A 20,276-nucleotide genomic window follows, 5' to 3' on the forward strand; every position below is an offset into this window, starting at 1 on the left:
CTGGTCTACTCCCAACGGATAGGACACGGACCGCATGACTGACCGCCCCTCTTTTGACGCCTACAAACCCGCCGAGATTGCCGAGTTGATCGAGACGGCTGGGGTGGCGAAAGCTCATCTTCCGTGGAAGCAGATGTTGGTTCTGGCGATGCTGGCCGGGGCGTTTATTGGGTTCGGGGCCGCGGCTTACACGATGGTGATGACTGGGGTGGACGCGAGTTATGGTCCGGCGCGGTTCTTAGGCGGGGTGGTGTTTTGCCTTGGGCTGATCCTTGTGATCGTCGGCGGGGCTGAGCTGTTTACCGGCAATGCGTTGATGATCATGGCGACGGTGGACGGCAAGATCTCGGTCCATGAACTGTTGCGGAACTGGGGCGTGGTCTATGTCGGCAACCTAATCGGGGCCGTGGGGTTGGCGGTCGCATTCGGCCTGTCGGGGCTGCTGGATGCGCCGATGGGCGCGACGGCGGTTAAACTGGCCGAGGCGAAGGCGAATCTGCCGTTTTTCGAGGGCATCATGCGCGGCGCGTTGTGTAATGCGCTGGTCTGTTTGGCGGTTTGGCTGACCTTTGCCGCGCGTACCGCGGCAGGGAAGATCCTTGCAATTATCTGGCCCATTTCCGGTTTCGTCCTGCTGGGGCTCGAGCATTCGGTCGCCAACATGTACTTCTTCCCGCAAGGCTGGGCGGCAGGGGCCGAGGTGAATATCGGCGGCGCCTTGTCCAACATGATCAGCGTGACGATCGGGAATATCCTGGGCGGCGGCGCGGGTGTCGCGCTGGCCTATCAGTTCGCGTTCCACGGGCCGAAGTCGGGCTGAAAACCAAGCAGCTACTTGTCCTTGGAGTCCAGCGGATCGGCGCACAGATATTGCTGCCCATCCGGTAGCCTGCACAGGTTTTCATAGAACTCGGGGTCAAGCGTGCCATAGCGGGGGATCAAATGCTCGGCATCCTGCCGATCCAAGTATCCGCTACAGGCTTCGATGTAATAGCGGTCCTTGCGCGCGTCCGATGCGTACCACTGATAAAACGCATAGGACACCGCCAGCCCTTCGTCCTGCGTGGTCTTCAGGGTGTCTTCGAAGGCAGCAGCAATATCCGTATGAGAGGCCCAGTTGGACAGCGCGCTCCACACGGCGTCTTGGCCCTGTTCCTTCATATGCCACGCGATCAGCAGGGACACGGCGCTGGCGTCCGCCTCAAGCGCGAAGGTCGCCCGCGCATATTCCTTCATGGACAGGTTGTTGGTCGGGCACATGGCATAGGTGAACTGCCAGAGGTGGCGCAGCTCGTGCAGAAGAATGCCGATCTTCAGATCACTCGGAACGGCTTCGCTTATCACGATCTTGTCCTGCTCGACGTCCAGATAGCCAAGGGCGTAGTTCATCTGGTCGGAAAAGCACAGCTCGGTCTCTTCGGATTGGATGATCTCATGCAGGAAGGGAAAATCCTCTGCGATCGGACGCACATTATCCAGCAACTCGGACAACGCTTTCTGGTCGTCCGTCTGGGGCGCCGGATGGTGCAGGCCAATACAGGTTTCCCCGGCAGAGGCGGCTCCGGCCCCGAGAAGACCGGCCAAGATGACTGTGGTAAGACGCAGCATGGACGGAATGGTGTCCGCTATCCATGCAGTTGTCCAGTGTTGCACGGGTTGGCCTATCCCTCGCGCGTTTCGTTCAGTTCCATATGTCCGCCTGACTTGCTGAAGACGCGGCGGAGCATTGGTTCGAAGAACTCCAAAGGCTTCGTAGGATAATCCGGGTCGAACGAGTTCTGGTCGTACTCGTGGCAGAACTTCACACAGGCGTCATAATGCGGGCTGTCTTTGTATTTCTCGCGGGCGTGGCGGTCTCCGCCAAGGTGGTGGTTGTAGTAGTAGCCTTGGAAAACGCAGTGGTGTTTCAGGATCCAATGGGTGCGCTCGCTCACATAGGGTTTCACGATGGCGGCGGCCAGTTCGCCGTGGTTGAAGGGCGACAGCGTGTCGCCCAGATCGTGCAGAAGGGCGGCGATGACAAGGTCTTCGGGTTCGCCCGCTTCATGGGCGCGGGTCGCAGACTGCAACGAGTGCTGGTAGCGGTTGATCGGATAAGGGGTGTCTTCCTCGTCCAGTTCTTTCAAAGCGACGAGAAGCCGGTCGGCGACGGCGTTCGCATAGGCCTCGTCATATTCCATGACGGCAAGGAAATCTTCCTTGGTGGCGTTTTCGAAACTAGTCCATTTCGGCTTTGGTTTGTCCAGCATGGCGGCCTCCCTTTTGGGGAAGCCTAGCACGGCTTAACCGCCATGCTGGTCATTTTGCGACGTCGCGATCAGGCGGTGTGATCCACTACCGCCACATGCTGCGCCAGTTCGTTTACGTGGCCCATCCATGTCTCGATCAGTTCTGGATCGGCGGTGGCGGCGGTGACGCCGGCGGGAGCTTTGCCGTCAAGGATCATGTCGATGGCCAGTGACACAGGGGTCGAGACCAGACGTGCCATGGCGGTGCCACGGTCATCGCCCCACGCGTCCATCACATAGGTTTTGTGATAGGCCTCGGCCCCGTCTTTTTCAGCCTTCAGCGCGACGCACATGATAACGCGGTCGGGTTCGCCGTCGTCATACGAGTTTTCATCCCAGAATTGGTCAGACATCTCTTTCAGGCGGGCGTCGCCTGCTGCACCTTCCAGCGTTTCAACTTCGGCAAACACATTTTTCCACGCGTCGGCCCAACCGTTCAGGCGCAGGGTGCCGCGTACGAACAGGTCGACGTCCCAAGCAGGGTCGAACTTGTAGTCTTCCATGAAGGGGAGCGAGTCGCGGTTTGGATAGACCTCGAAGCTTTCGGTCTGCTGCAGAGGCGCGTCATAGCTGCTGATCGCATCCCACGGGCGGGCCACGTCGAAGGGCGCACCGTCTTTGATGGATTTCGAGGGCGAGCGCAGGGCTTTCAGCACGCCCAGCGGCGACCAGCTGAACTTATATCGGAACGGGTTCGGGATCTTCGGTACACCGCCGCAGTAGCTGATGAAGCTCAGCTTATTGGCCGCGTCATAGGCGTCCGAGGCGCGGTAATCTGCGACCAGCCAGTGGGCCATCAGGTGGTCGATGCCCGGGTCCAAACCGATTTCGTTCACGCAGGACAGACCGGCCTCTTTGAAGGCGGCGTCCAGCGCTTTCATCTCGGGCGCGATATAGCTGGACGACACGAAATGCGCTTTGTTTTCAAGGCAGAGCTTTGCGACGGGGACGTGCAGATCACCGGGAAGCATCGACACGGCGATGTCACCGGGCTTTAGCGCCTCGGCCAGAGCGTCCAACGAAAACGCACGGATGTCGTCGGTCAGATCGCCCACGGCTTCCTGTGCTTTCTCGACGGTCCGGTTCCAGACGGTCACCTCGCGCCCGTTCTCGATCAGGCGACGCAGGCCGGGGATGGCCGACAGGCCGGTGCCACACCAGTGGATTGTCATAACAGGGCTCCTTTTCAGCCGAATTTCAGTTTCGCGATGATGATCGAGCCGACCAGAGCAATCGCGATTGCGTTGGCGACAACCATGGGCCACGCGGCCAGCATGACGCCGTAGATAAGCCAGAGCGTGACCGACAGAAGCACCAGCAGGTTGGTCGACAGCGACAAGTCCTTGGTCTGCCGCGTGCGCCATGTGCGCAGGGTTTGCGGCAGCCAGCAGATTGTGCTGACAATGCCTGCAAGGGTGCCGATCAGCGTCTCCATCAGATGTCTTCCATGTGGGTGCGGAAGGTCTGTTCCGCGCGGCCCCAGACGCCTGATGTCAGGTCGGTCAAGGTTTCGAGCGAGGCCAGAAGCTGCCCCGCATAGTCGATCGAGCTTTCCAACGGCAGCATCGAGGGCAGGTTGTCGATCGCCATCACGTCCAACACGGGCTCATCCGCCACGCGCAGGGCGGGCGCGTCCCAGCTGGTTGCTTTGTTATAGACCGGCACAGGGTTGTAATCGCTATCCGGATCGCAGGCCACGTCACCAATGGCGGTCAATTTGCGGTCGGCGTTCAGCGCATCCTTGGGGACGAACACCGGAGTCTGCGGGCCTGCAAGGATGCAGTTGATGAACAGGTCGTGGTCCAGAATTTCCGGGAACGGGCCACCATGTGCGGTTTCGGCCATGTCCCATTTGGTGACGGTGACGCCCATCGCCTCCATCAGGTCAGAGGCGCCGGTGCCGACGCGACCCAGCGCACCGATGACGATGGCGTTCGGGCGAGCGGCGCCGGTGGCGTCCAGTTCGGCGCGCAGCTCGTCCATCATGGCGTCTTTGTTCTTGTAGGCGCCGACAGGACCGCAGAGCTTGCCGTGCTGTTGCGCCGCCCACGCTTTCAGCGTGACAGCCGCACCGGCGAACCCGGCCCAGTACCCAAAAGCGGCCACGCGGCGGCCCGTTTCATCCACCAGATATTCAAGGTCATAGAGCGTCCCGCCGCCCGCCTTGAAGCGCTCCAACAGCGCCCGGCCCGAGTGCTGGCCTTTGAAGGCGTGGCCGAACATGATGTGGCGGTGGGGCAGGGAGGTGCCGTCCTCGGGCAGTTCCTTCAGGCCGAAGATGATCGCGTCCAGCGGCGCGTCGGGCCAGCTGTTTTCCGCCGCGATTTCGCAGCCCGCTTCTTTGTAGCCGTCAATGCCGATGGCGCGGACCGAGCTTTCTTCGACCGTCACGCGGATGCCTGCCTTGATCAGCGCGGCAGCGCCTTCGGGTGTCAGCCCAACCCGGTCTTCGTTTTCACGTTGCTCTGCACGGACCCATAGATGTGTCATGAGGTGAACTCCTTCGAAATGCGCCCTTAGAAATGGGTCTGCGCGTGGTGGCGGTCTTTGTGTTCCAGATGTGGAACCGCGTTGAACTGGGTCAGCGTCAGCCCAGCGGGCATAAGACGCATCCGGTGGATCGAGCTGTTCATGATCGGCAGGATCGCACGGGTGAACGGGCCAAGATCAAGCCCCATCACCACCCGCGTCGCCATGCCGATAAACCCGCCGGAGGTAAAGATAATCGCGTCCTCGCCACTTTCGGCAATCTCGTGAATCACCTCGGAGACGCGGGTTTGGAAATCGTGGAATGTCTCGGGAGCGCCTTCAATCTTGCCTTCCTGCCAGGCGGCGAAGGTCAGCGGCAGGTGGTCGATGAAATCACCGTGCCCGGTGGGGTGCGGGATGCCGAACTGGGCGTGCATCCGCTCGGACAGATCGAAATAGCGGACCTCGTCCAACCGTGCGTCGGCGGTGAAATCCTCGGCACCCCATTCCTGCGCGGTTTGCTGGTGGCGCGTCAGCGTGCCCGTGTAAACGCGGGCATATCGTTGCCCCGTGTCGCGCATATGTTCGCCAAGCCACCGCGCCTGCTGACGGCCCAGTTCAGACAGCCGGTCATAGCCCGCTTCATCGGTGGCGGTGTTGTTCGCTTGTCCGTGCCGGATCAGGGTGATGGTGGTCATTGGCGACTCCTTTCCGCCCATTGCTAGAAGATTGGATCCAATTCGAAAAGGGGGGCTGGCGCAAAAACGATGCCTTGCGTCGGGAATGGCGAACTGACGTCGCGCATTGCATGGTTTATACTGGCGTTTGAACGACGGAGGAACGGATGACCGACGGTATCAAATTTACCCTTGATGGGCGCGAAGTTGTGGCCCGCGAAGGCGAAAGCATCTGGGATGTGGCCAAGCGTGAAGGCACGCTAATTCCGCATCTGTGCCACAAGGATGTGCCCAACCTGCGCGCCGATGGCAACTGCCGCGCTTGCGTGGTCGAGATCGAGGGCGAGCGTACGCTTGCCGCGTCCTGCATCCGTCAACCGGCTGAGGGCATGGTGGTCACCACCGACAATGCCCGCGCCAAATCTGCCCGCAAGATGGTGATCGAGCTTCTGGTCGCTGACCAGCCGGAAGAACGCCACGACGCTGCCGCGCATTTCTGGGATATGGCCGACCTGAACGGTGTCGAGCAAAGCCGCTTCCCGAAGATGGATGAAGGCCGCGTGCCACTGCTGGATGACAGCCACGTCGCGATGAGCGTCAATCTGGACGCCTGTATTTCCTGTAACCTTTGCGTGCGGGCCTGCCGTGAAGTGCAGGTGAATGACGTGATCGGCATGGCCGGTCGCGGCCACGATGCCTTCCCGACCTTCGACATCGATGACCCGATGGGGGCCTCGACCTGTGTGGCCTGTGGGGAATGCGTTCAGGCTTGCCCGACGGGTGCTTTGATGCCCGCCAAGGTGCAGGACACCGCGGATTTCGACAAGGAAGTCGAAAGCATCTGCCCGTTCTGCGGCGTTGGCTGTCAGGTCAGCCTGAAGGTCAAAGGCGACAAGGTTGTCTATGCCGAAGGCATCAACGGCCCCGCGAACGAAGGCCGTCTGTGCGTGAAGGGTCGCTTTGGCTTTGACTACATCAACCACCCACATCGCCTGACCAAGCCGCTGATCCGTAAGGAAGGCGCCGAGAAGGGCATGAACGTGGACCCGGCCAACCCGCTGACCCACTTCCGCGAAGCCACCTGGGACGAAGCGCTGGACGTGGCTGCCAAAGGCCTGATGAAGCTGCGCGACGAACACGGTGGCGAGGCTGTGGCCGGTTTCGGCTCGGCCAAGTGCACCAACGAAGAAGCCTATCTGTTCCAAAAGTTCATCCGTCAGGGCTTTACCCACAACAACGTCGACCACTGCACCCGTCTGTGCCACGCCTCGTCGGTGTCGGCGCTGCTGGAGAACGTCGGTTCAGGCGCTGTGACCGCGACGTTCAATGAAATTGAGAACGCGGATGTGGCGATCGTCATCGGCTCGAACCCGATTGAAAACCATCCGGTTGCCGCGACCTATTTCAAGCAGTTCACCCAGCGTGGTGGCAAGCTGATCGTGATGGATCCGCGCGGCGTGGGTATGGGCCGTTTCGCAACGCACCGCTTGCAGTTCAAGCCCGGCGCGGACGTGTCGATGCTGAATGCGATCATGCATGTGATTGCCGAGGAAGGCCTGCAAGACGACGCTTATATCGCTGAGCACACCGAGAACTGGGAGGCGATGCGCGAGCATCTGAAAGCCTTCTCGCCGGAAGAGATGGCGCCGATCTGCGGCATCGACGCGGATGAGCTTCGCGCCGCCGCCCGCACCTTTGCGAACGGCAAGAACGGCATGATCTTCTGGGGCATGGGCGTCAGCCAACACGTCCACGGCACCGACAACTCGCGCTGCCTGATCGCGCTGGCGCTGATGACCGGCAATGTGGGCCGCCCCGGCACGGGTCTGCACCCGCTGCGGGGCCAAAACAATGTGCAGGGCGCGTCGGACGCTGGCCTGATCCCGATGTTCTATCCGGACTATAAATCGGTGAAGGACGAGGGCGTTCAGGCGCTGTATCGCGACGTTTGGGGCGTGGACGAGCTGAACCCGAACCCCGGCCTGACCGTGGTTGAAATCATGGATGCGGTTTACGATCGCAAGATCAAAGGCATGTATATTTTGGGCGAAAACCCGGCCATGTCCGACCCGGATGTGAACCACGTGCGTGAAGCGCTGCGCCGGATGGAGTTCCTTGTCAGCCAAGACATCTTCCTGACGGAAACCGCGGGCTACGCCGACGTTGTGTTCCCGGCGGCGGCACTGGCCGAGAAGACCGGTACAACCTCGAACACCAACCGTCAGGTGCAGATGTGCCGCCCGGCCGTCCCCGCGCCCGGAGAGGCGATGGAAGACTGGCAGATCACGACCGAGCTGGCGAAACGGATGGGCATGGGCTGGACCTATGATCACCCCAGCCAGATCTATGCCGAGATGGAACTCGTGATGCCGTCGCTGGCCAACATCAGCTGGGACCGTCTGGAAAACCAGAACGCCGTGACTTATCCGTCGCTGTCGCCCGAAGATCCGGGTCAAGCCGTTGTGTTTGGGGACAAATTCCCGCGTGAAAACGGGCGCGCGCGTTTTGCCCCGGCCTCGATCATTCCGCCGGCCGAGACCCCGGATGACGAGTTCCCGATGGTGCTGACCACCGGCCGCCAGCTTGAACACTGGCACACCGGATCAATGACCCGCCGGTCCACGGTGCTGGACGCGATCGAGCCCGAGGCGAACTGTTCGATGAACCCGAAAACCCTGCGCGAGATGGGCGTAGAGCCCGGCGACATGGTTCGTCTGACCACCCGTCGCGGCACCATCGACGTGATGGCGCGTGCGGATTATGCGGTGGCCGAAAACATGGTGTTCCTGCCCTTCGCCTATGTGGAAGCCGCAGCGAACCTGCTGACCAACCCGGCGCTGGACCCCTATGGCAAAATCGCCGAGATGAAATTCTGCGCAGTGAAGGTCGAAGTCCCGGCCCAGATCGCGGCAGAGTGACCTTCTCTACAGATCATGTACAAAGGGCGTCCCACCCGGCGCCCTTTTTCTTGTCTTAAATATCCTGGGGTAGCGTCAAATCGCAGATTTGGCGCAAGGGGCAACGCCCCTCAGGCTCACGAAGTGAGCCACCAAAGCCTAACGCGCGCCCTGCATCCACGCCTCGATGGTGGCGATTTGGTCCGTATCCAGCAATAGCCCCAGTTTCGAGCGCCGCCAGACCACGTCCTCGGCCCTTTGGGCGTATTCCTTGTCCATCAGCCAGCGCAGCTCGGCCTCGGTCAGGGTGGCGCCGAAATCTAGGCCCAAATCGGCCAGCGACGTTGCGTCACCCAGAATGTCCTGCGCCTCGGTCCCATAGGCGCGGACCAGACGTTTTGCGTGGCGCGGGGTTAGGAAGGGGTAGGCCGCGTTGATTTCGCCGACCAGCGCGTCGAAGCCGTCAACCGGGAAGTCCCCGCCGGGCAGGGGGACGCCTGCGGTCCACTTGTCGGGTTGCGGGCCAAGCACCGCGCCGATCTTGTCCAGCGCGCTTTCGGCAAGGCGGCGATAGGTGGTGATCTTGCCGCCGAAGATGTTCAGAACTGGTGCGTCCCCAACCGAGTCCGTCCGCAGCACATAGTCGCGGGTGGCCGCCGCCGCCGCCGCGCCTTCGCCATCGTTGAACAGAGGACGTACGCCGGAATAGGTCCAAACCACATCGTCGGCTGCAATCGGGTCCTTCAGATACCCGTTGATGAAGGCGATCAGATAGTCGCGCTCGGCTTCCGTGCAATGCGGGGGCGTGTCGGCATCCACGTGATCGGCATCGGTTGTGCCGATCAGGGTGAAGTCGGTCTCGTACGGAATGGCGAAGATGATCCGCCCGTCTTGCCCCTGGAAGAAGTAGCATTTGTCGTGGTTAAACAGACGCTTGGTGATGATATGGCTGCCGCGCACGAGGCGAATGTTGGCGGGTGCGTTACTGCCAAGCGTGCCGCCCAAGACGTCGGCAATCCACGGGCCCGCAGCGTTGACCAGCATGCGTGCGGTGACCTGTCGGGCCGCGCCCGTGCCGGTGTCGGCTAGGGTGACGCGCCAGCCGCCGTCTTGCGGTTCGGCTTTCGTAACCTTGGTGCGTGGATTGATCTGAGCACCCCGCGCTTCGGCATCGCGGGCGTTCAGGACGACCAGCCGGGCGTCCTCGACCCAGCAATCCGAATATTCGAAGGCGGTTTCGAACATGGGATTCAGGGGCTGGCCTTCTGGCGCGGTCTGCAAATCCACGCGGGTGGTGCCGGGCAGGATCTTCCGTCCGCCCAGATTGTCATACAGAAAGAGCCCCAACCGCACGAGCCACCCGGGCCGACGGCCCTTCATCCACGGCATTACCGTGTTCAATAGCCGCGACGTGGGCGTCGAGCTGTCGAAGCGCATCGAGGGATGATAGGGCAGCACGAACCGCATCGGCCACGAGATATGCGGCATGGCGCTGAGCAGCGTTTCGCGCTCTTTCAACGCCTCGCGGACCAGACGGACCTCGAAATACTCCAGATAGCGCAGCCCTCCGTGGAACAGTTTGGTCGACGACGACGAGGTCGCGCCGCCGATATCGCCCATTTCGGCCAGACAGACGGACAGGCGACGCCCAGCGGCATCGCGGGCAATGCCGCAGCCATTGATGCCACCGCCGATGATCAGGAGGTCGAAGTCGCTTTGCATATTGGTCTCATTGGTGAGTCGCGTTTACGCTGACCTTGCGCGAGAATGATGACAAAGAGAAGGTGTATAGGTTCGTAAATTTTCGTTTGTTGCGAAAATGTGATCGAGACTCTGGATTTCCGACGCGAATTCGGGCCATATGACGGAAAAACGAACATGAGGGCGCGATGAGCACCACCTTGCGAAAATCCGAGATCCTGAACATCGCCCGCCGGGAAGGCAAAGTGACGGTCGACCGTTTGGTCGAGCTCTTGGGCGTGACGCCTCAGACCATTCGCCGCGATCTGACCGAGCTGTCGGACGAAGGCGCACTGGATCGGGTGCATGGGGGTGCGGTGCTACCGTCCTCGACCGCGAATATTGGCTATGACGCGCGGCGGCAGTTGAATCAAACCGCCAAGGTCGACATCGCGCGCGCCTGTGCGCGGCAGATCCCGAATGATTGCTGCATCTTCCTGAACATCGGCACCACGACCGAGGCCGTCGCGCAGGAGCTTTTGCACCACAAGGGGCTGTTGGTTGTGACGAACAACATCAACATCGCGGTGATTCTGTCGGCGAACCCGGACGTGCAGGTGATTGTGTCAGGTGGCAGTCTGCGCCGGTCGGATGGTGGGCTGGTGGGCGAGCTGGCGACCGACCTGATCCGCCGGTTCCGGTTCGATATTTCGGTGATCGGGTGTTCGGCCCTGAACGAGGCTGGCGATATGCTGGACTTCGACCTGCATGAGGTCAGCGTCAGCCACACCATCATGGCGCAAAGCGACAAGGTGTGGCTGGCCGCAGATCACAGCAAGTTCGAGCGCAAGGCGCCCGTGCGGATTGGCAGTATGGCAGATGTGGACGTGATCTTTACCGATCAACCCTTGCCAAAGGACTGCGCCGCGCTGTGTGACAGCAGCGGCACCAAAGTCACGCTGGTCTAGCCCCAGCGCACGTCGCCCAAGAAGATATAGCCCGCGCCATAGATCGTCTTGATCAGGCGCGGGTTTTTCGGGTCTTCGCGCAGTTTTGTCCGCAGGCGCGAGATGCGGACATCCATCGCGCGGTCAAAGCTTTCACCCGCCACGCCGCCCAGTGTCTCTTGCATTTGTGCGCGAGAAATCAAACGCTTAGGCGCATCGAGGAACAGGCGCAGCACCTCGCCTTCAGCATGCGAGAACGCGGTTTCGGTGCCGTCTTCGTCTTCCAGAACATAGCGGTCGAAATGGGCGGTCCAACCGTTGAAATGCGCCGTGTTCGAGGCCGTGTTGCCCGGCTTCTGATCGCGCAGACGGGCGCGGACGCGGGCGACAACCTCGGCCGGTTCAAACGGTTTGATGATGTAATCATCGGCGCCCAGCTCCAGCCCCGTCACGCGGTCCTGCACAAGCGTACGGCCCGAGATGATGATGATCGACGCGCCGCTTTCCAGCGCCAGACGGTGCACCAAGGTCAGCCCGTCGCGGTCTGGCAGGCCAAGGTCCACAAGACAGACATCGGGCGACATGGTGTTCAGCGCGGCCTCGAATTCCGTCGCGCGGGCGAAAGCCGCGGTGCGAAACCCGGCCTCTTCCAAGGCATGAGACAGCATGCGGCGAATTTCGGGTTCGTCATCCAGAATGGCGATCATGTGTTGCGTCACGATGGAACCTCTTGCGACAGGAATGTGGCCAGCTCACCGGTGGTGAATGGCTTGGGCAGTACGGGGAACCCGGCGTTCTTGCGGCGCGGGTCGTCGATCGGCAGGGATGTCATCAGCAGCATTGGCACATCCAACCCGGTCTGGGCGAGCGCGGCCAGAAACTCGGGCCCGGTCTGCGCGCCTTCCAGTATAACATCAGACAGGATCAGGCCCAGCCCCTCGATCCCGGTCAGGGACAATGCGTCCTCGGCCGAGGTCGCTTCGATCACCTGATGGCCCATGCTGATCAGCATTTCGCGGACGGATGTGCGGATGGCCTCGCTGTCTTCGATCAGAAGGACAAGGCGGGGCGAAATGGGTTGCGCCGGTATGCGCAGAGGCAGGCGCATGGACACCACGGCACCGCCAGTGTCGGCGCTATTGAAGATTTTGACTTGGCCACCGGCAACCTTGGTCTGATCATAGACCATCGACAGCCCTAGCCCCGATCCCTCGCCGCCTTTTGTGGTGAAAAACGGGTCCAGCGCGTGCTCGAGCGCGTCTTTGGTGAAGCCCGGCCCAGTGTCTGTCACCCGGAACTCGATCCATGTTTCCCGGATCGGGCGGGCGGTTAGATGGATGTCACCACCGGTTTCGCCAAGAGCATGCGAGGCGTTGATGATCAGGTTCAGAAGGCCGTCCTGTACGGCACCAGAATCAAGGACAACACGTTGATCCAGATCGAAGGCCTCGACCTTCAGGCTGATGTTTGCAGGCAGGGTCGGCCCCGCAAGGCTTTCCAGCCCTTTCAGCATGTCGGGGACGTTTACCGGCTCCATATGCACATCGCGCCGACCCGAGATCGTGGCGATGCGTTCCAAAAGCGTGCCCCCCCGGCGCACGGCGGCGTTGGTGGCTTGGACCAGTTCCAGCGCGTCGTCGCCAATGGGCATCTGCGCCAAGCGGCTTTGCAACCCCATGATGATGGTCAGCAGGTTCGAGAAATCATGCGCCACGCCGGATGTCAGCTGGGCGGCCAGTTCGCGTTTGCGGGTCTGGGCGAGGGCGGCGCGGGATTGCGCTTCTTCCGTGACGTCCATCGACAGGATGTAGACGCCGGTGATCTGATCGTCGCCCTTGTCGGGGGTCAACGCCACACGGATGCGGCGGCCTGATGTTTCGTGCGTGAACTCGAACACGCTGCTTTCGCCCTTAAAGGCGCGGGCGAAATAGGGGCTGATCCGAGCAAATGCCTCGTCCCCCAGCGCTTCGCTGGCATGTAGGCCCAAAAGGTCGGTGGGGCGCCCAGGAATAACCTTGCCCAAACGCCGGTTCGAAAACGTGTAGTGCAGATCGTGATCAATGCGCGCGATATGGGCGGGCATCATTTCGGCGGTCAGGCGGGTGCGGCTTTCCATCAAGGTCAGCTGCCGCTTGGTTTCCTCCAACGCAGTGTTGGCCGAAGCCAGCGCCCGGTTGGTTTGGCCCAGCTCCTCGGTATAGGACAGAACCTGATCGGACAGCTCCTCGGACCGGGCGCGCAGAAGCGACTCCTGGCGTTTGATCGGTGTGATGTCGGTGTAGACGGTAACCCAGCCCCCCTGCGGCAGCGGGTGGCCTTCGACCGAGATCACTCGTCCGTTGGCGCGGGTGCGTTCCATATAATGGGGCTCGAAATCCAGTGCCTGATCGACGCGCGACTGGACGAAGAGGTCGATATCGCCCACAGCACCATAGTCGCCGCGTTCAGCAAGATAGCGGATGGTCTCGGAAAAGGACGCACCAGATTTCGCAAGGTGGTCCGGCAGGTCGAACATATCCTGAAACTGGCGGTTCCCGATGACCAATGTCAGACGTCGATCATAGATTGAAAGCGCCTGTTGGATCAGGTTCAGCCCGGCTTGGGTCAATGCGGCTGTTTCTGAAGATTGTAGTGGCAAGCAATCCCCTCCTGACCCTATCGCTAGCACCTGATTTGCCTGTGGAAAAGAGGAATGACCCCCGCTGAAAGGATTCATCTGAACCTGTAACAATTCGATAGGATTGGGAAAAAGTGCCGAAACCTTTGACGGCGAGATTTTTTTCGTCAGGGTTGTCGAACAAGATTCGTCCGGCAGCCACGTACGTCGGCGGACCGACGGTGGGAGGAAAATTTGGCACAGGAACTAGCCCCTGCAGGCGCATTTGCTTCTATTCCGGCGCTGCTTGCGCGGAATGTGAAGGAATATGGAGATCGCCCGGCTTATCGGGAGAAAGAATTCGGGATCTGGCAAAGCTGGACCTGGGCGGAGGCCGCTGAAGAAATTCAGAACCTCGCCATGGGTCTTTTGGCTTTGGGGATCAACCGTGGAGACCACGTGGCCATCATCGGCCGCAACCGTCCGGCCCACTACTGGGCGATGGTTGCCGCACAAAAGGTAGGGGCCGTTCCGGTTCCGCTGTACCAAGATGCGGTTGTGGACGAGATGGAATACGTATTGGAACACTGCGGCGCACGTTTCGTCGTCTGTGGTGACCAGGAACAAGTCGACAAAGTGATCGAGGTGCAGGACAAGATCCATCACATCGAACACGTGTTGTACTATGACAAGCGTGGCCTGCGGAAATACGACCACAGCCACCTGCACTGGTATGTCGACATTCAGGAAGAAGGCCGCGTGGCCCATGCCCGTCTGGAAGACGAGATGGCCGCCCGCGAAGCCGAGCTGGATTATGACAGCACCTGCGTGATGCTCTATACCTCGGGCACCACGGGTCGCCCCAAAGGCGTGGTTCTGTCGAACCGCAACATCATCGAAAGCGCAAAGAACTCGTCCGAGTTCGATAATCTGGGTGTGAACGAAGACATTCTGGCCTATCTGCCGATGGCATGGGTGGGTGACTTCATCTTCTCGCTGGGTCAGGCCATGTGGACTGGTTTCTGCGTGAACTGCCCGGAAAGCGCCGACACGCTGATGTCGGACTTGCGCGAAATCGGGCCGACCTACTACTTCGCCCCGCCGCGCGTGTTCGAAACGCAGCTGACCAACGTGATGATCCGCATGGAAGACAGTGGCGACCTGAAATACGCCATTTTCCATCACTTCATGGACTTCGCAAAAGGTGGCGCCGGTGAAAAGCACGGCATGCCGAAGCGCAAAGTCACCACCCAGAAGAAAACTCTGGAGCAGAAGATCCGTCACGGCTTCAACTATGCGATGGGCATCGGCTTTGCGGCTGAGACCATCATCGAAAACGGCATCCGTCTGGCCTTTGCCAAGCTGCGTCACGGCAAGAACGTGCGCAAGCACTTCAAAGCCAAAGACCCGATTGGTCTGAACCTGTATGGCGGCGCGCTGAAGGAATACTTCAAGTACCGCTGCGGTGACGTGCTGGTTTACGGTCCGCTGAAAGACACGCTGGGCTTTGGCCGCATTCGTGTTGGCTATACCGCTGGTGAAGCGATTGGTCCGGAAATCTTCGCGTTCTATCGCTCGATGGGGATCAACCTGAAGCAGCTGTACGGTCAGACCGAAGCGACCGTGTTCATCACCGTCCAGCCGGATGGCGAAGTGCGCAACGACACCGTTGGTGTGCCTGCTCCGGGTGTGGAAGTCCGCATCGAAGACAATGGCGAGATCTTCTATCGTTCGCCGGGGACCTTTGTTGAATACTACAACAACCCGGAATCGACAGCAGACACCAAGGATCCCGAAGGTTGGGTTGCAACCGGTGACGCTGGTTTCTTCGATAAGAAGAACGGCCACCTGCGCATCATCGACCGTGCCAAGGACGTGGGCAAAATGGCTGATGGCCGGATGTTCGCGCCCAAATATGTTGAGAACAAACTGAAGTTCTACCCGGACATTCTGGAAGCAGTTGTCTTCGGCAATGACCGCAACATGTGCACGGCCTTCATCAACATCGACCTGACCGCCGTTGGCAACTGGGCTGAACGCAACAACGTGGCCTATGCCTCGTATCAAGAACTGGCTGGCCACCCCGAGGTGCTGTCGACCATTCAAGAGCACGTGGAAACGGTCAACAAATCGGTTGCTGAAGACGAGATGCTGTCGGGCTGTCAGATCCACCGCTTCCTGATCCTGCACAAGGAACTGGACGCAGATGACGGCGAGATGACCCGTACCCGTAAAGTACGTCGTAAGATCGTGGAAGAGAAATACGCTCCGCTGATCGACGCGCTGTATGGCGGCAAGTCCGAGCAATATATCGAAACCGAAGTGACCTACGAAGACGGTCGCAAGGGCTCGATCAACGCCACCCTGGAAATCCGCGATGCGGTTGTGGTGGGTAACACTCAGGGGATGGCGGCAGAATGACGACCGATATGAACGCCGACAGCTACGTCACCGAAGACGGGCGCACCATTGGCCCCGTTGTCATGGACCTTAAAAACATCACGCTGCGTTTTGGTGGTGTGGTTGCGATCAAGGACATCAGCTTCAACATCCGCGAAGGCGAGATCCGCGCGATCATCGGCCCGAACGGTGCTGGTAAGTCCTCGATGCTGAACGTCATCTCGGGGTTCTACAAACCCCAAGAAGGCGAGGTCTGGTTCCGCGGGTCGAAACGTCCGCAGATGAAGCCGTACCAAGTGGCCCAGCAGGGGCTGGCACGGACCTTCCAGAACATCGCGCTGTTTGAAGGCATGACCGTTCTGGACAACATCATGACCGGTCGCCTGAACAAGATGAACGCCAACCTGTTTCAGCAGGCCATCTGGAAAGGCAAAGCCGAAAAGGAAGAGCTGGAGAACCGCGAAGCGTGCGAGAAAGTCATCGACTTCCTTGAAATCCAGCACATCCGCAAAACGCCTGTTGGGCGTCTGCCTTACGGTCTGAAAAAGCGTGTTGAACTGGCGCGTGCCTTGGCTGCTGAACCGTCGCTGCTTCTGCTCGACGAACCGATGGCCGGCATGAACGTCGAGGAAAAAGAGGACATGTCCCGCTTCATCCTCGACATGAACGACGAATTCGGCACCACCATCGCCCTGATTGAGCACGATATGGGTGTTGTTATGGACCTGTCCGACCGCGTCGTCGTCATGGACTACGGCAAGAAAATTGGGGACGGCACACCCGACGAGGTGCGCAACAACCAGGATGTGATTGACGCCTATCTCGGCGTGTCACACGACTAAGGGGGGAGACTATGCCTGAACAACTACTCTTTGCGATGGAAGTCACCCTGAACGGCCTGATGGCCGGGGTACTTTACGCACTCGTCGCGCTGGGCTTTGTCTTGATCTTCAAGGCGTCCGGTATCTTTAACTTTGCCCAAGGTATGCTGGTAGTGTTTGCCGCTATGACCTTGGTGGGCGTGCAGACGGGGCAAATCCCCTTCGCGCACCTGATCAACACGATCTTCGGGACCAAAATCCACCACTTCGGATGGACCGTGCCGACGATCCTCGCCATCATTGTGGCTGGCGCAGCCATGGTATTCGTGGCTTGGGTGATCGAGAAATACATCCTTCAACACCTGATCGGTCAGCCTGACATCATCCTGTTCATGGCCACGATCGGCATGTGGTACTTCATGCACGGTTTCGCACCGCTGATGTGGGGGTCTGAAGTGATGAAGCTGGACGTAGGTCTGGCGCAGGGTATCAACGAAACGATTGATACGACTACCTATGGCTGGTTCGGCTATGGCTTCTTTATCGACAACCTCGATATCGTTGCGGCCATCGTTGCAGCCCTTCTGGTGACCGCGCTGGTTCTGTTCTCGCAATACACCAAGCAAGGCCGCGCCCTGCGCGCCGTGGCGGATGATCACTCGGCAGCTCTGTCGGTCGGTATCTCGCTGCGCTTCATCTGGGTACTGGTCTGGTCGATTGCTGGCTTTGTGGCTCTTGTCGCCGGGATCATGTGGGGCTCGAAATCGGGCGTTCAGATCTCGCTGGCCGAAGTTGCACTGAAAGCTCTTCCGGTTCTGATGCTGGGTGGCTTCACCTCGATCCCGGGCGCCATCATTGGCGGTCTGATCATCGGTGTAGGCGAGCAGCTGTTCGAATTTGCCATCGGTCCCCTTGTGGGCGGCGCAACCCAAGCCTGGTTCGCCTATGTGCTAGCACTTGTCTTCCTCATCTTCCGTCCGCAAGGGCTGTTTGGTGAGAAAATCATCGAAAGGGTCTGATCAATGTTTTACCGCGAAGCTGGTGATTTCAAAACGTCCTACCGCGACGACAACCAGACCTTTCCGATCCGCCTTGATCGGGCCGGATACTGGATTGCCCTGTTCGTCGCATTCTGTGTGATCCCGTTCTTTGTGAACGACTACTGGGTGAACTCGATCTTTGCTCCGTTCTTCATCTACGCCATTGCGGCGCTGGGGCTGAACATTCTGACGGGGTATGCCGGTCAGGTCTCGCTGGGTACGGGTGGCTTCATGGCCGTGGGCGCCTACGCTTGCTATAAGCTGATGGTGGCCTTCCCCGAGATCAACATCGTGTTCCACGTGTTGATCGCAGGTGGCATCACTGCCGCTGTGGGTGTGGCCTTTGGTCTGCCGTCGCTGCGCATCAAAGGGTTCTACCTTGCGGTTGCAACGCTTGCCGCTCAGTTCTTCTTGGTCTGGCTGTTCAACAAGGTGGCGTGGTTCTACAACTACTCGGCCTCGGGTCAGATCAACGCCCCTGAGCGTACCGTGTTCGGCGTCATCGTAACTGGCCCCAATACCGAAGCCTGGGCGAAATATATGATCTGCCTGGTGTTCCTGGTTGGCGTTGCTTGGGTTGCACGCAACCTGACGCGCGGCATGACGGGCCGTAAATGGATGGGCATCCGCGACATGGACATCGCAGCCGAGATCATCGGGGTGAACCCGCTGATGGCCAAGATGTCGGCCTTCGCTGTCTCGTCCTTCTTTGTAGGTATTGCGGGCGCACTGTTCTTCGCCGTCTATCTGGGCGCAGCAGAAGCAGGTGAAAGCTTCGGTATCACCAAGTCGTTCCTGGTGCTCTTCATGGTCATCATCGGCGGCCTGGGCTCGATCTTCGGATCCTTTGCTGGCGCGGCCTTCATGGTCCTGATGCCGGTTGTCCTGAAGAACCTTCTGGTTGGCACGATGGGTTGGCCCACTGAAATCGCTGCCGAGCTGGAGTTCATCATTGTTGGTGGTTTGATCGTGATCTTCCTGATCCTCGAACCCCATGGTTTGGCCCAACTGTGGCGTCTCACGAAAGAGAAGCTGCGCCTGTGGCCCTTCCCGCACTAAGCGGGTCAAAAGATCCGGACATCCGGCCAGAGGAGGGTCGGGTGTCCAAACGAAGCGTTGCCCAAAAAGGGCACACTATTTTGCTAATCTAGGGAGGAAGCAAATGACTTTTAAACGTGTTGCCGCGGCGTCTGTAGCCGCACTGATGGTAGGCTCGCCGGTAATGGCGGATCTGGTATTCCCGTCGCTCAGCTATCGGACCGGCCCGTTCGCTGCTGGCGGCATTCCTTATGCTGACGGTTTTGCCGACTACATGACCCTGCTGAACGAACGCGACGGCGGCATCGGTGGTGTAGCTGTTCAGGTTCCCGAGTGTGAAACCGCATACAACACCGAAAAAGGTGTGGAATGCTATGAATCGACCAAAGGCATGGGCGCTCTGGCCTATAACCCGCTGTCGACCGGTATTACCTATCAGCTGATCCCCAAAGCGACCGCTGACGACATCCCGCTCTACACCCCTGGTTACGGCCGTACCTCGGCTGCAAACGGCAACGTGTTCAGCCACGTGTTCAACTTCCCGGCCAACTACTGGAACGGTGCATCGGCTGCGATCAACCACGTGCTGGACCTGAACAACGGCGACCTGAAGGGCAAGAAGATCGTTCTGCTGCACTTCAACGGCGCATACGGTAAAGAGCCGATCCCGACCCTGACCAAACTGGGCGAGAAGCACGGCTACGACCTGACCACCATTCCGATCGACTATCCGGGTCAAGAGCAGAAAGCTCAGTGGCTGCAGATCCGTCGTGAAAAGCCCGACTACGTTCTGTTCTGGGGCTGGGGCGTGATGAACCAGGTTGCCATTCAGGAAGCCGCGAACATCCGTTACCCGATGGACCAGTTCATCGGCGTATGGTGGTCGGGTGCCGAGCATGACGTGAAGCCTGCTGGCGAAAAGGCCACCGGTTATAAGGCGATGACCTTCCACGGTGTTGGTTCGGACTATCCGGTCTTCGGCGACCTGCAGAAATACGTTGTAGACGCTGGTAAAGCAGCTGGCGACGGGTCCAACGTTGGTACCGTTATCTACAACCGTGGTGTGTACGCTGCGATGATGCTGGCTGAAGCCGCGAAGAAGGCTCAGGAAATCCACGGTGTAGCAGACATCACCTCGGCTCAGATGCGTGACGGTCTGGAGCAGCTGGAAATCACCAACGCACGTATGGCTGAACTGGGCATGGAAGGCTTCGGCCCCGAGTTCAAAGTGAGCTGTGCAAACCACGGTGGTCCTGGCGCGATTGCGATCCAGCAGTGGGATGGCGCTGCCGGCAAGTGGTCGCTGATCTCGGACTTCGGCGCTTCGGACATGGACGTGATCCAGCCGCTGATCGACGCTGACTCGGCTGCTTACGCGGCTGAAAACAACATCGAGCCGCAGTGTAACTAATACACCGGCACA

At 59.8% G+C, this 20,276-nt stretch carries 17 protein-coding genes; 8 read left to right on the forward strand and 9 right to left on the reverse strand.

The genetic code is table 11. The annotated features are described in order from the left end of the window. Positions 1-34: 34 nt before the first annotated feature. A complete protein-coding gene (locus Q0677_RS03240) occupies positions 35-820 on the forward strand; it encodes a formate/nitrite transporter family protein (protein ID WP_298905685.1) in 786 nt (261 codons plus the stop codon). 11 nt (positions 821-831) lie between these two features. Here Q0677_RS03240 and Q0677_RS03245 read toward each other — a convergent pair whose 3' ends face one another. The 6 genes from Q0677_RS03245 to Q0677_RS03270 all read right to left on the reverse strand — a co-directional run bounded on the left by Q0677_RS03245 (position 832) and on the right by Q0677_RS03270 (position 5,455). Continuing rightward, positions 832-1,608 (reverse strand): DUF6782 family putative metallopeptidase, encoded by a 777-nt coding sequence (locus tag Q0677_RS03245; protein WP_298905686.1) that lies wholly within the window; start codon positions 1,606-1,608, stop codon positions 832-834. Between the two features lie 53 nt (positions 1,609-1,661). Then, on the reverse strand, positions 1,662-2,249 hold the full coding sequence (locus tag Q0677_RS03250) for an HD domain-containing protein (RefSeq protein ID WP_298905687.1): 588 nt from the start codon (positions 2,247-2,249) through the stop codon (positions 1,662-1,664). A 68-nt stretch (positions 2,250-2,317) separates the two neighbouring features. Further along, positions 2,318-3,460 carry a saccharopine dehydrogenase family protein gene (locus Q0677_RS03255; RefSeq protein ID WP_298905688.1) on the reverse strand — a complete coding sequence of 381 codons (1,143 nt, stop codon included), beginning with the start codon at positions 3,458-3,460 and terminating at the stop codon, positions 2,318-2,320. Between the two features lie 14 nt (positions 3,461-3,474). Beyond that, a complete protein-coding gene (locus Q0677_RS03260; protein WP_133484991.1) occupies positions 3,475-3,723 on the reverse strand; it encodes a SemiSWEET family sugar transporter in 249 nt (82 codons plus the stop codon). Continuing rightward, positions 3,723-4,778 carry a saccharopine dehydrogenase gene (locus tag Q0677_RS03265; RefSeq protein WP_298905689.1) on the reverse strand — a complete coding sequence of 352 codons (1,056 nt, stop codon included), beginning with the start codon at positions 4,776-4,778 and terminating at the stop codon, positions 3,723-3,725. Before Q0677_RS03265 ends, Q0677_RS03260 begins: the two co-directional genes overlap by 1 nt. A 26-nt stretch (positions 4,779-4,804) precedes the next feature. Next, positions 4,805-5,455, reverse strand: coding sequence for a histidine phosphatase family protein (locus Q0677_RS03270; RefSeq protein ID WP_298905690.1), 651 nt, complete (start codon positions 5,453-5,455; stop codon positions 4,805-4,807). Positions 5,456-5,601: 146 nt separating this feature from the next. On the opposite strand from Q0677_RS03270, the gene fdhF reads away from it, so the two are divergent. Continuing rightward, positions 5,602-8,352 (forward strand): formate dehydrogenase subunit alpha, encoded by a 2,751-nt coding sequence (fdhF, locus tag Q0677_RS03275; protein WP_298905691.1) that lies wholly within the window; start codon positions 5,602-5,604, stop codon positions 8,350-8,352. A gap of 138 nt (positions 8,353-8,490) precedes the next feature. Here fdhF and glpD read toward each other — a convergent pair whose 3' ends face one another. Further along, positions 8,491-10,053 carry a glycerol-3-phosphate dehydrogenase gene (gene glpD / locus Q0677_RS03280; RefSeq protein WP_298905692.1) on the reverse strand — a complete coding sequence of 521 codons (1,563 nt, stop codon included), beginning with the start codon at positions 10,051-10,053 and terminating at the stop codon, positions 8,491-8,493. Positions 10,054-10,220: 167 nt separating this feature from the next. Here glpD and Q0677_RS03285 point away from each other — a divergent pair, with 167 nt between their 5' ends. Further along, positions 10,221-10,979: a DeoR/GlpR family DNA-binding transcription regulator gene (locus Q0677_RS03285; protein WP_298905693.1), complete on the forward strand. Its 759-nt coding sequence runs from the start codon at positions 10,221-10,223 to the stop codon at positions 10,977-10,979. On the opposite strand, the gene Q0677_RS03290 is transcribed toward Q0677_RS03285, so the two are convergent. Further along, on the reverse strand, positions 10,976-11,677 hold the full coding sequence (locus Q0677_RS03290; RefSeq protein WP_298905695.1) for a response regulator transcription factor: 702 nt from the start codon (positions 11,675-11,677) through the stop codon (positions 10,976-10,978). The two genes, Q0677_RS03285 and Q0677_RS03290, sit on opposite strands and share 4 nt — an antisense overlap. Continuing rightward, entirely contained in the window at positions 11,674-13,596 is a 1,923-nt protein-coding gene (locus tag Q0677_RS03295; protein WP_298905697.1) for a PAS-domain containing protein, read from the reverse strand. The genes Q0677_RS03290 and Q0677_RS03295 overlap by 4 nt, the downstream gene beginning before the upstream one ends. Positions 13,597-13,809: 213 nt before the next feature. Here Q0677_RS03295 and Q0677_RS03300 point away from each other — a divergent pair, with 213 nt between their 5' ends. From Q0677_RS03300 to Q0677_RS03320, 5 genes are all read left to right on the forward strand, one after another. After that, positions 13,810-15,975, forward strand: a complete 2,166-nt coding sequence (locus tag Q0677_RS03300) for an AMP-binding protein (RefSeq protein WP_298905699.1) — start codon at positions 13,810-13,812, stop codon at positions 15,973-15,975. Further along, positions 15,972-16,796 carry an ABC transporter ATP-binding protein gene (locus Q0677_RS03305; RefSeq protein WP_240686420.1) on the forward strand — a complete coding sequence of 275 codons (825 nt, stop codon included), beginning with the start codon at positions 15,972-15,974 and terminating at the stop codon, positions 16,794-16,796. Before Q0677_RS03300 ends, Q0677_RS03305 begins: the two co-directional genes overlap by 4 nt. An 11-nt stretch (positions 16,797-16,807) precedes the next feature. Next, positions 16,808-17,794, forward strand: coding sequence for a branched-chain amino acid ABC transporter permease (locus Q0677_RS03310; RefSeq protein ID WP_298905703.1), 987 nt, complete (start codon positions 16,808-16,810; stop codon positions 17,792-17,794). Positions 17,795-17,797: 3 nt separating this feature from the next. Then, complete coding sequence (locus tag Q0677_RS03315) at positions 17,798-18,874, forward strand: branched-chain amino acid ABC transporter permease (protein WP_298905707.1); 1,077 nt, start codon at positions 17,798-17,800, stop codon at positions 18,872-18,874. Positions 18,875-18,977: 103 nt separating this feature from the next. After that, on the forward strand, positions 18,978-20,264 hold the full coding sequence (locus Q0677_RS03320; protein ID WP_298905709.1) for an ABC transporter substrate-binding protein: 1,287 nt from the start codon (positions 18,978-18,980) through the stop codon (positions 20,262-20,264). Positions 20,265-20,276 lie beyond the last annotated feature (12 nt).

The organism is uncultured Aliiroseovarius sp. (genome assembly GCF_947492455.1).
GTDB lineage: Bacteria > Pseudomonadota > Alphaproteobacteria > Rhodobacterales > Rhodobacteraceae > Aliiroseovarius.